Raw genomic sequence first — 14,618 nt, forward strand, 5'->3', positions numbered from 1 at the left:
AGAAATGGACGATGCCAATAAGAAATTGGAAAACGGCCTTGAATCGTTTTATGATAACGTTCGAAGACCGTCTTAAAGACTACGTTTAAAAACCGCAGTTACACAGAATTATTTACAGGGTCTTATTTTCGGACTTTTGAAAGCTTTGATGTGATGGACGCACCTCCCCTTCTAGCGTCGTTGTACCAAACTAATAGTACAACCAGTGAGAACAGGAGTAACAAATATGTCTATTAAAGTTGTCGGTATCGATATAGCAAAAAATCTCTTCCAAGTATGTGTGTTGAGTACTGATGGACAAATTTTGTCAAACAGAAAGATAAAGCGAGATAGGCTTCTTGATACTATCCGCCGGTACTGTCAACTTATCGAGTTTAACCAAGCAAATCCATTAAAATTAGCTCTAAACTAAATTTTAGACACAACTCACCCTATCCCATTCGACAAAGGAACGATCGCGGAAAAAGCGATAATGTTTCGCTTGCATTAAATGTCGACCAGGTCGAAATAAGTTATTAATCACACCATGGCAACTCAAAAAACGTTGAGCTTGACCATGGGATTTGAATCGCCTCATTTGCCTTTCTTGTTGCCGAGTAGGCTGATGTGATAACTCACATCTATTGTTTTCATACTGAACGGTTGAGTGTTCAATACTTGGCATTAATTCTTTTTTTGCGGCGGAGTAAATTGCCAATTTATCTGTCACAATTTTCAACTGCATCACTCCCTGCCCTTTTAATAACAGCTTAAAGAAACAGATGGCTGCGCCTTTATCTTTGCACTTTTGCACTAAAATATCTATTTCATCACCGTCTTGATCTACCGCTCGCCAAAGGTAATGTAATACGCCATTGATCTTAATAAAGACCTCATCCAGATACCAAGTATCTCCAAGCTGACTACGGCTCTTTTTTATTTGATTGCAATACATTGCTCCATACTTTTTGCACTACTGACGAATCGTTTCATAACTAACAACGATACTTCTGGCCGCAAGCAATTCTTCAATATCACAAAAGCTAAGTGTAAATCGATGATAAAGCCAAACTACGTGACTGATTATTTGGGCAGGATAACGATAACCTGCATAGATATTTAAATTTTTCATCAGCAGATTATCCCACAATTGATTGAGGGGTTGTTAAGTTGACAGTGCCAATCCGCCTAATATTCATTAAAGTAGAATTGTAGATAGACATTGCCCTAATCGAAGTCCTAACAAAGGAGGCACCGCATTTCCTACCTGTGTATACTGGGGCACTTCAAACTTACGCATCTGGCCACCTGTAGTCACCTTTGAACGAAATACAAAATTATCGGGAAATGACTGAATTCTTGCCATTTCTCGAACAGTTAATACTCGAAGTTCATGTTCATCATAGTGACAAGCATCATCTGGAATAGATAACGCTGCGGGTGCTGGAGCATCCGCGACTAAAGCTTTTTGTGTTTGTTTTTTTGTTGGATGTGCTTGAAGATATTCAACAAATAGTTTCTTCGATGAGAAAGCAGAAAGTTCTCCATTCACTTGAAGATATTTATGCTCACGACATACACTCCAAACATCATCAGATAAATCAGTTTCGTTGCCTTTTAAAACAGTAAATATTTCCAGAGTAATGGAACGTAGACCGATGGCTTGCAACACTTGATACAACCTAAAGCGGCGTTGAACAACTTCACCGTTTCTGCGGAAATCATGATTTAATAATGAAATTCGGTTTGGCAGAGCTTCAAATGTCGTATTTAGATTATTTATAAACGCAGAAGGCTCAGCTGGATTATTTTGCTTTAAATCATCCAATACATCTTGAACAGTGACTATGTCGCCATTCACTAAATGAGACAAAAATGACTCTTCAAATAACTTAATGTGGATAGGCTTAGTTGCATCAAAATAATCAAGATGACCAAAAGGTAATGACTCCCCTAACTCTTGTACTAATTCATAGAACTTAAGTGAGGGTGTAAATAACTGCTCATCTGCACAACCTGCTTCAAACTGTTGAGCAATTTTTTCATAATGATCATGCCTAACTGCCATCATGATGAAACGAGGACGATTTTGTGCAATACCTGCTAATCGGGCGTTAATGTGCAAACAAAGAGGCACATATCCAATTGATGCAAATACTTTTGCCACCTCATACCAAGCATGAAAGCTATTGCCCTCAGAATCTTTGAAAGCACGTAGAATGCCAGTTACGTTCTCAAGCATGGCAATTTTGGGTTGCGTATGTTGAACAAATTTCGCAAATTCCCATGGAAGCGTATTTTTTTCACAATCACGTTTACGTAAACCAGCCATACTAAAACTTTGGCATGGTGGTCCACCAGAAACTAAATCAAGTCCTCGCGGTGAACCAAAAGCAGTTCTCAGCTGTGTTACTAATTTTTCATCTGAATCTAATAGTCTATTTAACTCAACAATACTTCCGACAATTAGCTTACCTTCGAGGTCTAAAGTATTAATAGGTATATCAGTGTTAGCATCAACATGATAAGCAGGGAAGGTAAATGGGTTCTCACGTAAACGAGGCTTTAATTCAGAAAAATTACTATTTAGCCAAAGGGTATGTTGAGCTCGCTCTCCATTATTAGCTAACTCTTCTAAGTTTTCATTAAAGAAGTTGTATGCAAATGATTCAGCTGCCATTGGTGAAAGTTCATTGGCCATCGTAAGCTCAAAGCCACTTTGCTCTAAGCCCAAAGACAATCCACCACACCCTGAAAATAACTCAATATGATTCACGCATAACCTCGATAATTATAATTTACAGGGTAGATTCTATACAAATAGAATCAAATGTCCAGGCCTATCTTTTAGATACAAGCACATTGACAGCTATTCACAATATAATATATTGTTCTTAAAGGCTTCTGAGAGAAGCCAACCTTTTATAAGTAAAGACCCCTTCTGGTCCTCTCTGTAGATAAACCGACAAAATTGTTGGTGTCGTTTGCAGTTGAGCACAACTCTTACAACACAACTCCTTTGTAGCTTATCTACCTAGACATTTGTATAGGTGGTTTTCATTCTGCGTCCCCTTACTTTGTCAATTTAGGCTTGAAAGGGGAGCCTGTGAACCAAACGCCTCAGCGTACCCAATGTTTCTATATTTCTACGCAGAAATAATTTGGGTATAACCTAATGACAAATCACAATATAACTCTACCTACAATTAATAGAGTTAAACAACGCGCTAAAAAGTTAAAAATAGAACGTGATATCTCACACTCAGAAGCCCTTTTACTGATAAGTAGTGAACATGGTTTTTCTGATTGGAAATCATTTCAAGAAGAGCTAAAAAATAACGAACAAGCCAAAGCCCCTACCCCTCAACCTTCAATAGCATTCGTCGAATATGACGATGTTGAAATGAGCGATGATGATTATGACTTGCTTGATCAAGAGCGGGAAGCAGAGTTAGCTGCAGATATTAAGAAAAGAGTCGCTAGTAATAAACGACAACTGACAAAGCTAGGTATTGAATTCTCTGTGTTTGAGCCAACGATAACGGGCTTAAAAAAATCTATCTTAGATGCAACACAGCAGATTAGAGTCCATTTTGAATTAGAAAACTTTCATTTTTACTGGGCTCAAGGACAAGGCCCAGACTACAAAGTAATGAAAAATGCGTATCTCTTAAATGATAATGAAGTCACGGAATCAAAAGCCAGTTTATATAGGCCAATGACAAAACAAGGTGATCCAAGAGTTTGGTTTAGAAAACTACCTTCTTATACGACACCGGGTGATCAGGTCGCAATAATAATCAAAGACGATGAAACTTATCTTATTAACCTGACCACTATAGTTATTGAAGAATCATTAAGCGATAGCAAATCCCACATTAAAAGCTTCCTAGACAACTTTGTAACACAGCACAATACGATTGCAGATGAGTTGTTAGGGAAATTAAAAGAACTCGCTAAATCACCATTTCCAGCGCTTCGCACAGGTGATACAGCAATTGGTTTTACGCTAGAAGAGAAGCTGGGAATATCAGCTAACTCTAGCAAACTGCCTGACTATAAAGGTATAGAATTAAAATCAGGTAGAGGTAATAAAACTCGTACAACACTGTTTGCACAAGTCGCAGATTGGAGCATTAGCCCTTGTAAAAAAAGTGCTGAAATACTGAATAAATACGGTTATGAACGAGAAGATGACTTTAAGTTGTATTGCACAATTACTACACAAAGAGAAAATACACAAGGGCTAGCCTTCATCTACGATCAAGCCAAAGACCAATTACAAGAGTGGTATAACAACACAGATCTCGTTGCAGTATGGCCCGGCGCTTTGTTACGAAAAAGACTGAAAGAGAAGCACGCTGAGACTTTTTGGGTAGAAGCAAAAAGTGAAGTCGTAGATGGGGTAGAGCAATTCCAATTATTAAAAGTAACCCATACTAAATCACCAATTCTTAGCCAGCTCTTACCTCTAATACAATCCGGGGTTGTTACCATGGACCACTTAATAAAACGTAATGGTAGTAATAATCGAGTGAGTGAGAAAGGACCTTTGTTTAAAATAAATAAGCGGGATCTTGAACTGCTATTTCCTCAACCAGTTATTTATTCTTTAATTTAATAATAGATACATACAGTGATGAGGTGATATTCGAGCAGTCCAAGAGCAACTAGGACATTCTGATTTAAAATATACACACATGCATTATAAGCCGGCAATAATTGTATAAGAGCCTATTATCAGACTAAATAACAGCAAGCCTGATTATCAAAAACTAATTAAATCTAACTCACAATGTCCTTCTTAGCACCTTAAAAAATAAATCGAGTCAATATGTAAAGTACTTATGCTTATTGACTCGATTACATATCAAATTAATACAAAAACATATCCTGTTGTAGGCTGTTTAATCGCATCAAAAGGCGGTTCTGTAGTTCACTTACAGGGCAATAAAACTCACACTGATTCAATTCCACTAATTGCTCAAGTAACCATTGTTCAACCATTTGAATGTTAGTCAGATACTCATAACCAAAGAGTAAAGCAACTGCCCTTTCTTGTTGTTGAATATTTAAGTTTCGACAAAGTATTCGCGCATACTCATAAGTAGACTTTAATAACGCCTTGGTTTTAGCAATTCGCTCCGTCTGTAAATAAGCCAACTTCGCTTCACGATGAAGTATTTCATTATCAATTTGTTGCACTATTGGATGATCTTGGACACTAAGCATTGTTTTCTCCTTGTGTTTCGATATAACGATCAAAAGCACTACCATCTTGACGAGTAAGATTGGGTACATAACGCGAATAGACACGAAACAACATCGTCGTAGTGCTATGCCCCATTTGTTGAGCAATCCATTCTGGTGACTCACCTGCGGCTAATAGTAGAGTCGCAAAGGTGTGACGAGTTTGATAAGGATTACGGTACTTAAATTTCAAACGCTGAAGCATTGGCTCCCAAATAACGCGACTGATTGTCTGATAATTGAAGGGTTTGCCATCTTTTTTACAGAAGACAAATGGCCCTAAGTGCTTGGTCATTTTCATCTGGATTTTTAATGCCTCTACAACGCGGTCAGTTAATTGAATGACACGATTGGATCCATCTGTTTTGGCTTCTGTCATCACTCCTTTTACAAGGCTTTGATCAATGTAGATTTGCTTTTTATCTAAATCGACTTTGTCCCAATGAAGTCCATCTATTTCCCCCGTTCTCAACCCAGTGAAGAAACGCACTGTGTAATAAGGTTTAAAATCTTCTGGTGCTGTTTTGATAAGTCGTTCAACTTCATTCAAAGAGAATGGGTTTACCTCTGTACGAGGGACTTTTAAGGCTTTTATATTTTTCCAAGGTGTCGTAAACTCATAGCGATCAGCGGCTTCGTTAAGCATCATTCTTAGTGGTGTCATGATATGATTGATACGAGAGGTCGACAGTGTTTTCTTTGTTCGAGTCTGGACTTTGGCGAGAGCAGCTCGAAACGTTAAGATATCTTGTTTTTTGATGACGCTGATCTTCATTTTTCCAAACGCAGGAATAATGTGAGACTCTAAGATACCTTCGATAGATTCCTTATGACTTTGACGCCATTCAATGGCTTTTTCATTAAACCAAATGACAGAAAACTCTTTTACTGTTGGTGCATCAGTACTGTTAAAATAATTTGATGCTGTTTGTTTGCGTTCTTGAATTTCTATAAATTTCGCTGCACGTTTACTGTTTGGAAAGTATTTACAAAAATCAAAAGTATTCAACATAATTTCTGCCTCTATTACTTTTAATAGTTTTTCCATACGTTTACGATTTGCAGGAGTATCAACTAATTTTGTTTGTTCTCTGCAACGAAGCCCTTGAGCTCTAAACTCAAGCACTAACATATTACTTCTTACACTTATATTTCCCATTTTTAACCTCACATGCCGATTGTTAATGTATTTAATGAAACACCATTCAACATTTCTTCTTCGATACGCTCCCATAGATACAAAATTTTTCTTCCGCCAAATGGGCGAATATAATGCACCCCTTCGAATAGCACTGAATCTTTCAATTGTTCACGAATTGTTCTTTGATCATATTTAATGCGTTCTGATAACTCAGAAGTTGTCATATATGTAATATTCATAATATAATCTCCTATTAATAAAACTAACTGTCTAAAGAGAACTTTAATCTCCTACAGGTCAAAATATAGCATTAAAATATAACATTGCAAGACATTTTGTCTCGCTATAGAACATTTTTTAACTAAGGAGAACATTTTGAAGTGTCATTTATCAAAAATCATGGGAGTTAAGCGATTAAAAATCGCAGATGTAGCAAGAGATACAGGAATCAATAGAGGGACGATCACAAGGTTATATAACGAGACGGCAACAAGAGTTGAACTGGAAGCAATTGATGCGTTGTGTGCTTATTTAGATGTGCCTATTGGGGAGTTATTTGAAGCAGGTGAATTAATAAAATAATTAAAAGTATTTTATTTTGTATGGTTAAGGGAAATGTAACGTGGGAACGACAATAAATAGCATTTGCCACAGATTGGCCACAAAGTTGCCACAAATTAATTTTATTGGAAAGCAGAAACAAAAAAACCAAGCACAAGTGCTTGGTTTTAAAGTATAAATAGTTGGAGCGGGCAGCGGGAATCGAACCCGCATTATCAGCTTGGAAGGCTGGAGTAATAGCCATTATACGATGCCCGCAAATAGTGCATCAATTATAGCAAAGCTATAAAGCAAAAAACAATGCGCTGCATTGTTATTTACTGTCTCACTGTGACAAGTGAGATAAAAATATGGTGGAGGGAGGTGGATTCGAACCACCGAAGCTTTCGCGACAGATTTACAATCTGTTCCCTTTGGCCACTCGGGAACCCCTCCAGGACTTAGATGGTGCCGACTACCGGAGTCGAACTGGTGACCTACTGATTACAAGTCAGTTGCTCTACCTACTGAGCTAAGTCGGCGCTGTCTAAGTGCCGCGAATATTAAAGAACTTGAGCGCACCTTGCAAGTGTTTCTTAGTAATTAATTGGAGTTTTTTGATTGATTGCTTAAAAACAAATCAATTTATTTAGTTTCGATTAATTATTCGCCAAACGCAATGAAATCTCTCCACCAATAAAGGGTTTTATTTGTTGGTCAATTTCTAACAATAATGCACCTTGTTCATTAATTCCTCTACAAATACCTGATTGTACTTTGTCTGCCACAATCAAATTTACTTGTTGATTAATAAAACAGTCGAGGTCAAACCAGCGGCTTAAAAAAGGAGACAAGCCTTTTTCTTCATAGTCCATTAATAACTGATGCAGTTCTTTAATTAATAAACCAGAAAGTTGATTTCGATCGACAGGTTGTACGGTAATACTATTTAAATCAACCCAAGGTTGATCAATTAACTTACCTTGTTCTGCAGACATTCGCACGTTAATACCAATACCAATCACACTATGACAGGCATCCGATGCTTGGGCTTTTAATTCAATTAAAATACCTGCTAATTTTTTACCTTGATAATAGAGATCATTAGGCCACTTTAAGCCGACGCCTTGAATACCTATTTTTTCTAATGCATTTACGGTTGCAATGCCCACCAGCAAACTTAAACCAGAGGCTTTTTCAATGCCTGCATCTAAACGCCAATACATTGAAAAATACAAATGGGATGCAAAAGGTGAAATCCATTCTCGCCCTCTTCTTCCTCGCCCTGCTGTTTGATATTCTGCAATACAAGCGGTACCATTTTTTAAAAAATCCATGTTATCTAATAGGTACTGATTTGTTGATTCGAGTATTTGTTCTACATGAATATGTTCTACACCACTTACTTGTTTAATCGTTTGTTTATCTAACAGTGTTAATGGAGTGGCACTGCAATAGCCTTTGCCAGTTACCTTGTATATATCCAAGCCAATTTCTTGTAAGGCTTTGATGTAGTTATTCACTGAAGTACGTGAAACGCCTAATAACTCACCTATTTTTTCACCTGAATGAAACTCACCATCTGCGAGTAGATTTAACAGTTTATTTCCTTGCTCATTCAATTCAGACATTGTTTATTACTCGCTGTAAATTAGTTTCACCTAAGGCATCAATAAAGCGCACTTCATGCTCTAATAACACGGCAAATTTTTGTAATACCTGTTCTCTCACAAACCATGCTAGTTGGATAACATCTTGTGCTGTTGCGTTACCGTTATTAATTAACACTAAAGCTTGGTCTTTATGCACTGCTGCACCACCAATTGTTTTACCTTTTAAACCACACTGGTCAATCAACCATCCGGCGGCTAATTTAACCATGCCATCTGCTTGTGGATAATTTGGCATTTCTGCATGGTGCGATAAAAGCTGTTCAGCTAGATTGGCACTAACTACTGGATTTTTAAAAAAACTCCCCGCATTACCTAACACCCTTGGGTCTGGTAACTTTTCACTACGAATACGACAAACATTATCAAATATTTGTAGTGCACTGACTGAGGCTTCAGTTTCATCTAAGTCTTTTAATAAACCATAGCGACAATGTGCTTGCCATTGTTTAGGTAATTTTAAAGAAACAGAGGTAATTAAGGTGCGATCTTTTAACTCACCTTTAAAAATACTATCACGGTAGGCAAACAAACAATCTTCATTAGATAGAGTTTTAAGTTCACCATCAATCAGATCAACATAATCAACACTGACACAAACATCTTTAAACTCAACACCGTAAGCTCCAATATTTTGTACAGGTGCAGCTCCGACTACGCCGGGAATTAATGCTAAGTTCTCTAACCCATATATTTCTTGTTGAATTGTGCTTTTAACGAGTTGATGCCAATTTTCACCTGCTGCAACTTGTAATAAATGATGGAGTTCATCTTCACTTTGAGTAATACCCATCAGCTCAACTTTGATCACAAGGCCACTGAAGTCATTACAAAATAACGTATTACTACCACCGCCTAAGACTAAAACGGGTTTATTAAGCGATCTCATCTTTTTAATCAATGTTAATAATTCAGGCAGTTGAGAAAGTTGCTGGAAATGAAAAAGTAGATGCGCATGGGCATCAATTGAAAAACTATTAAAAGTTTTGAGTGAGCTATTTTTTTCAATCATGATAACCTCTTATACATTGATACGTTACCCTACTATAAAATATGTCGATACAGTCTACCTCATCAAACACTTGAAACAAGCAACTCGGAACTGAGATGGATCTTAACTCACTACAATTTGAACAATTACAGAAACAACAGACCCCATTGGTGAATCAATTTTATAAACGAGTTTATAAAAAGGGAGTGGCCAATAAGAATGATCACGTATTTATATTAAAAAATCAGCAGATATTATGTGCGGCACGATTAAAAGAAGTGCAAGGGGAATTATTATTAACAGGGGTTGCTTGTGCACCTGATGTGCGAGGAAAAGGCATTGCAAGTTTATTGATTAAAAAGATTCTTCACTTACAAACACAAGCCATTTATTGCTTTCCTTACCCTCATTTACAGAGCTTTTATCAACAACTTGGCTTTGAACTTTATTCTCCAGAACAATTACCTGAAAGATTAAATATGCGATACCAAGGCTACAATAGCCATAAACCATTATTGTGTATGATAAAAAAGATCGCCTAATTTCTAACCTTCAAATAACGTTAATAAATGTTCATAACCTTCTTCTGCCATTTTATTTTTGGCAATAAAACGAAGTGAAGCAGAGTTAATACAATAGCGTAATCCTGTTGGTGCAGGGCCATCATCAAATACATGCCCTAAATGAGAATCCGCTTCTGTACTTCTTACCTCTGTACGTTGTGAGAATAATTTATTATCTACTTTTTCTGTTAACGCCGTCTGAGCTAATGGCTGCGTAAAGCTTGGCCAACCACAATGCGCATCAAATTTATCCAGAGAACTAAATAACGCTTCTCCTGAAACAATATCAACATAAATCCCCGGCTCAGTATGATCCCAATATAAATTATTAAAAGGAGGCTCAGTTCCCTCTTGTTGAGTGACTTGGTACTGTAAGTCATTTAATTGTTGTTTTAACTCATCCGCTGATGGCTTTTTAAATTCACTCATTATTATCCCTCTATATAGATAACTTGATGATACGACTTTATTAAACAAAATTAAACGCTACAAAGGCTATGGTCATTATCTAGTTATAAGCCTTATTGATATCGCGGTTATTAGAATAAGCACTTGACGCACAATTTAAAAAGCGTAACTATTCTAGGAGTTGTTATTAAATTGTAAAAATTAGAGACAATTGATGTTTATACTCAATACGTAAAGATGGTAAGTATTTAAGTAATATCAGTTAAACTCTTAAAACCCGTGCCCTGTACGGGTTTTTTATATCCACTTTAAATCAATCTAGAAAGAGGGATTTCTTATGTCTGAACAAGTCATTATTTTCGATACTACTTTACGCGACGGTGAACAAGCATTAAGCGCGAGCCTTACAGTGAAAGAAAAACTTCAAATTGCATTTGCACTGGAACGTTTAGGTGTGGATATTATGGAAGTTGGTTTCCCTATTTCCTCTCCAGGTGATTTTGAATCAGTACAAACTATTGCTCGTGAAATTAAAAATAGCCGAGTTTGTGCTTTGTCTCGAGCACTACCTAAAGACATCGATGCCGCCGCTCAAGCATTACAAGTAGCAGAAGCTTTTCGTATTCATACTTTTATCTCCACCTCTACTATTCATGTTGAGAGTAAATTAAAACGCTCTTTTGATGATGTACTAGAAATGGCTGTAAATGCGGTTAAATATGCACGTAACTTAACTGATGATGTTGAGTTTTCATGTGAAGATGCTGGCCGTACACCTATTGATAATTTATGCCGTATGGTTGAAGAAGCAATTAAAGCAGGGGCTCGTACAATTAATATTCCAGATACCGTGGGATACACCTATCCAAGTGAATTTGGCGGCATTATTAAAACGTTATTTGAACGTGTTCCAAATATCGATCAAGCCGTTATTTCTGTGCATTGTCATGATGATTTAGGCATGTCTGTTGCGAACTCTATCACCGCAGTTGAAAATGGTGCTCGTCAAATTGAATGTACTATGAATGGTATCGGTGAGCGTGCAGGTAACTGTTCGCTTGAAGAAGTCGCTATGATTTTACATACTCGTAAAGCAAAAATGGGCTACACAACCAACATTAATCCTGTTGAAATTGCACGTACTAGCCAGTTAGTCAGTCAGATTTGTAATATGCCAATCCAATCTAATAAAGCGATTGTTGGTGCAAACGCATTTTCTCATTCATCAGGAATTCACCAAGATGGCGTGTTAAAAGCTCAAAATACTTACGAAATAATTACACCTGAAAGTGTAGGTATTCTAACGAATAAATTAAATTTAACTTCTCGCTCAGGTCGTCATGTTATTCAACACCGTATGCAAGAACTAGGTTACCGAGATACTGATTATGACCTAGAGGAGTTATACACTAGCTTTTTAGCGCTAGCCGACAAAAAAGGCCAAGTATTTGATTACGATTTAGAAGCATTAATGTTCTTTAATCAAATAGAAAGTGAGCCTGAATACTATAAATTATCTAGTATCAGTGTGCTTTCAGGTTCTGGTTTAGTCGCTACTGCAAGTGTTGTCATGGAGATTGGTGAAGATAAACGCGTGGTAGAAGCTTCAACGGGTAATGGTCCAATTGATGCGGCTTATCAATGTTTAATGCGTATCTCTGGATTAGATATCAGCATGGAATCTTATAAAATCAGTGGCAAAGGTAAAGGTAAAGATGCCTTAGGACAAGTTGATATTGTAGCGACTTATAATGGTCAGCGATTCCATGGTATTGGTTTATCAACAGATATTATTGAATCATCTGCAAAAGCCTTAGTGCATGTGATGAATCATATTCACCTTGCTAAAGCAGTTGAAATTAAAAAGAAAAATCTAGCACAAGTTTAAAAACTGACGCGACTTATATGCTCAAAGGCAACTTCGGTTGCCTTTTTTATTTCCCTCATAGATAACTCCAGCCATACCAACTTATAACAAAGAAGTGAGTTATTTTAACTAGAAAATTTAGCTCACTTAATTAATGTCATTGGTATAACCCATTTTTCTGCGTAATATTAACCCATTGAATTAATACAATTGCTATATAGGATTTAAAATGAAAATAGTGGTCATTCCCGTTACACCTTATCAACAAAACTGTAGCCTCATTATTTGTGAAGAAACTAAACAAGCAGCCATCGTTGACCCTGGCGGCGAAGCTGATCGCATTTTAAGTGCAGTAAATAATCACAAAGTAAATGTTGATAAAATAATCCTGACTCATGGTCATTTAGATCATGTAGGTGGAACAGAAGTATTAGCAGAACGTTTAAATATTCCTATTGTTGGGCCAGAAAAAGAAGATGCTTTTTGGCTAAATCAATTAGAAGCACAAAGCACTATGTTTAACTTCCCAAATACCCGTAGTTTTTTGCCAACACAATGGCTGCAGGAAGGTGACGTAGTTGAAGTTGGTAATATTAAATTAAATATTTTACATATCCCAGGACACACGCCTGGACATGTTGCTCTTTTTGATGCGGTAAGTAAGCAGATTATTGTTGGGGATATATTATTTAATGGCGCAATTGGCCGTTCAGATTTTCCTAGAGGTAACCATTCCCAACTGATCAGCGGTATTAAACAAAAATTATTAACGCTACCTCAAGATACAGTTGTCTTTCCAGGTCATGGGCCAACAACTACGATTGCTCACGAAAAAGCAACAAACCCTTATTTACGTTAATTTAATGAACTTCATCCTGCTAACAATTAATAATGCAGGATGAAGTTATGTTAGATCTTTAGCTTACTGTAAAGGAATAACCTGTCCGTTTACCGTTAGCTCTCCTCTATCTAAACTAGAATGTAACGTTAATTGCTTATCTTCTTGCTTCAAGACTCCACTGATTATTCCCATTCTAATGCCTTCTGAAAATTCAGGGTGTTGTGATAATTTTTGTGGAATACTTAAATCTAATTCACCATTTACATAATCAATTAAAAGCAATGGATTATTGATCACTTCTTGCAGAATAGCACCCGGTTGAATATCCATGTGCAATTTGCCATCAACAACGCCCCATGGAGTATTCGAATGTAGAGTTGATAGTTCAACCGTTGCCCCTTGTTTTAATAAATTAATCAATGCTTGATTAATCAAAATAGCGTTCTCATTACCCGATTTAAGTGTGCTAATTGCTTGTAAGTTAAGACCTAATAATGACAGATTAATATGATTATCAGTAAATACTTGCCCATTTTCTTGGTACTCTTTTACCTTCCAATTATTTTTACTATTCACCGTGGTTTGATCATGGCTGGTTTCAGTTTCACCTTCTAATAATATACCAGACACTCTTAAATTGCTGTGCGGATCAGAAAGAGCCAGTGACTCAATATGTGTTCGGTATTGATAATCTAATAGATGACTATTATTCACGCCGGCAAAAGTAGAGTGGATCTCAAAACTTTGTACATCAAATGTTTGGCCATCAAGCGAATTTCCATCAAATCCCGCCCAATCAATATTAAACTCACCTGAATGCTGGCTAACATTATATTGATAAGAAAGGGCTAATGGCTCACTATTAAAACTCTCTTCCGGACTTGTAAAAGAGCCATTCACTAATTTTAATTGACCAGTAATAGAACCTAAGATGCTCACTTCTTCATGTGAAGTTAACCAATCTTTAGTTTCAAAAAAATCTTCTACTTTTTCAGCGATTTGTTCATCTAAAAAAGTAATATGGTTTGAAGTTGTTGCTTTATAAGGGTAATGAGTAATATCAGAATCAATAATAAATTGTAATGGTGTTCCACCTTCCATTGGAATAGTTACTTTAACTTGCATTTGCGCTGTTAGAAATGATTTTTGATAACTTACTAATTCAATTTGGGCCGATTGATCAGATTGCTGCTTAATTAGTTTTTGTAATTCAGTTTGCACCATTTCGCCAACGAAATAGGTACTACTTAACAAACCTAGAAATATAATTATTAGTGCAATGATTGATTTTTTCATTATAACCTTATAAAAAAAATGGCTTTTTTTGAGATCTTAAATCGATCTTAATGTGTAGTGGATTTACTTCAT

Annotated in this window: 13 protein-coding genes, 3 tRNA genes and 1 pseudogene; 5 read left to right on the top strand and 12 right to left on the bottom strand. The window is 36.6% G+C overall.

The genetic code is table 11. From position 1 onward, the window contains the following. Positions 1-415: 415 nt before the first annotated feature. Positions 416-1,111, bottom strand: a pseudogene (locus E2R68_RS10205) (IS6 family transposase). 66 nt (positions 1,112-1,177) lie between these two features. Further along, positions 1,178-2,755 carry a DNA cytosine methyltransferase gene (locus E2R68_RS10210; protein WP_134277590.1) on the bottom strand — a complete coding sequence of 526 codons (1,578 nt, stop codon included), beginning with the start codon at positions 2,753-2,755 and terminating at the stop codon, positions 1,178-1,180. Between the two features lie 399 nt (positions 2,756-3,154). Here E2R68_RS10210 and E2R68_RS10215 point away from each other — a divergent pair, with 399 nt between their 5' ends. After that, the gene (locus E2R68_RS10215) at positions 3,155-4,600 is read left to right on the top strand and encodes an MvaI/BcnI family restriction endonuclease (protein WP_134277591.1); all 1,446 of its coding nucleotides are present in this window, start codon (positions 3,155-3,157) and stop codon (positions 4,598-4,600) included. A 254-nt stretch (positions 4,601-4,854) separates the two neighbouring features. Here E2R68_RS10215 and E2R68_RS10220 read toward each other — a convergent pair whose 3' ends face one another. The 3 genes from E2R68_RS10220 to E2R68_RS10230 are packed head-to-tail and all read right to left on the bottom strand — an operon-like array spanning position 4,855 to position 6,609. Beyond that, positions 4,855-5,211 (bottom strand): hypothetical protein, encoded by a 357-nt coding sequence (locus E2R68_RS10220; protein WP_134277592.1) that lies wholly within the window; start codon positions 5,209-5,211, stop codon positions 4,855-4,857. After that, the gene (locus tag E2R68_RS10225) at positions 5,204-6,388 is read right to left on the bottom strand and encodes a site-specific integrase (protein ID WP_134277593.1); all 1,185 of its coding nucleotides are present in this window, start codon (positions 6,386-6,388) and stop codon (positions 5,204-5,206) included. Before E2R68_RS10225 ends, E2R68_RS10220 begins: the two co-directional genes overlap by 8 nt. Before the next feature lie 8 nt (positions 6,389-6,396). Then, the gene (locus E2R68_RS10230; RefSeq protein WP_134277594.1) at positions 6,397-6,609 is read right to left on the bottom strand and encodes a hypothetical protein; all 213 of its coding nucleotides are present in this window, start codon (positions 6,607-6,609) and stop codon (positions 6,397-6,399) included. A gap of 136 nt (positions 6,610-6,745) precedes the next feature. Between E2R68_RS10230 and E2R68_RS10235 the strand changes: the two genes are divergently transcribed. Further along, positions 6,746-6,952, top strand: coding sequence for a helix-turn-helix domain-containing protein (locus tag E2R68_RS10235; protein ID WP_445177084.1), 207 nt, complete (start codon positions 6,746-6,748; stop codon positions 6,950-6,952). 162 nt (positions 6,953-7,114) lie between these two features. Here E2R68_RS10235 and E2R68_RS10240 read toward each other — a convergent pair. From E2R68_RS10240 to murB, 5 genes are all read right to left on the bottom strand, one after another. Beyond that, positions 7,115-7,189 (bottom strand) — tRNA-Gly (locus tag E2R68_RS10240). Between the two features lie 93 nt (positions 7,190-7,282). Then, a tRNA-Tyr gene (locus E2R68_RS10245) sits at positions 7,283-7,366 on the bottom strand. Between the two features lie 10 nt (positions 7,367-7,376). Continuing rightward, positions 7,377-7,452 (bottom strand) — tRNA-Thr (locus tag E2R68_RS10250). A gap of 117 nt (positions 7,453-7,569) precedes the next feature. Then, positions 7,570-8,541 (bottom strand): bifunctional biotin--[acetyl-CoA-carboxylase] ligase/biotin operon repressor BirA, encoded by a 972-nt coding sequence (gene birA, locus E2R68_RS10255; protein ID WP_134277596.1) that lies wholly within the window; start codon positions 8,539-8,541, stop codon positions 7,570-7,572. After that, positions 8,534-9,592, bottom strand: coding sequence for a UDP-N-acetylmuramate dehydrogenase (murB, locus tag E2R68_RS10260; protein WP_134277597.1), 1,059 nt, complete (start codon positions 9,590-9,592; stop codon positions 8,534-8,536). The genes birA and murB overlap by 8 nt, the downstream gene beginning before the upstream one ends. Positions 9,593-9,687: 95 nt before the next feature. Between murB and E2R68_RS10265 the strand changes: the two genes are divergently transcribed. After that, a complete protein-coding gene (locus tag E2R68_RS10265) occupies positions 9,688-10,113 on the top strand; it encodes a GNAT family N-acetyltransferase (protein WP_134277598.1) in 426 nt (141 codons plus the stop codon). A 3-nt stretch (positions 10,114-10,116) separates the two neighbouring features. Here E2R68_RS10265 and msrB read toward each other — a convergent pair whose 3' ends face one another. Next, the gene (gene msrB, locus E2R68_RS10270) at positions 10,117-10,563 is read right to left on the bottom strand and encodes a peptide-methionine (R)-S-oxide reductase MsrB (RefSeq protein ID WP_134277599.1); all 447 of its coding nucleotides are present in this window, start codon (positions 10,561-10,563) and stop codon (positions 10,117-10,119) included. A gap of 316 nt (positions 10,564-10,879) precedes the next feature. Here msrB and leuA point away from each other — a divergent pair, with 316 nt between their 5' ends. Both leuA and E2R68_RS10280 read left to right on the top strand, forming a co-directional pair. Continuing rightward, positions 10,880-12,430, top strand: a complete 1,551-nt coding sequence (leuA, locus tag E2R68_RS10275; RefSeq protein ID WP_134277600.1) for a 2-isopropylmalate synthase — start codon at positions 10,880-10,882, stop codon at positions 12,428-12,430. Positions 12,431-12,638: 208 nt separating this feature from the next. Next, positions 12,639-13,268, top strand: a complete 630-nt coding sequence (locus E2R68_RS10280; RefSeq protein ID WP_134277601.1) for an MBL fold metallo-hydrolase — start codon at positions 12,639-12,641, stop codon at positions 13,266-13,268. A 63-nt stretch (positions 13,269-13,331) separates the two neighbouring features. Here the strand turns inward: E2R68_RS10280 and E2R68_RS10285 are convergent, their stop codons facing one another. Then, the gene (locus tag E2R68_RS10285; protein ID WP_134277602.1) at positions 13,332-14,546 is read right to left on the bottom strand and encodes a DUF945 family protein; all 1,215 of its coding nucleotides are present in this window, start codon (positions 14,544-14,546) and stop codon (positions 13,332-13,334) included. Between the last annotated feature and the right edge of the window lie 72 nt (positions 14,547-14,618).

Source organism: Psychromonas algarum (assembly GCF_004376845.1).
Taxonomy (GTDB): domain Bacteria; phylum Pseudomonadota; class Gammaproteobacteria; order Enterobacterales; family Psychromonadaceae; genus Psychromonas.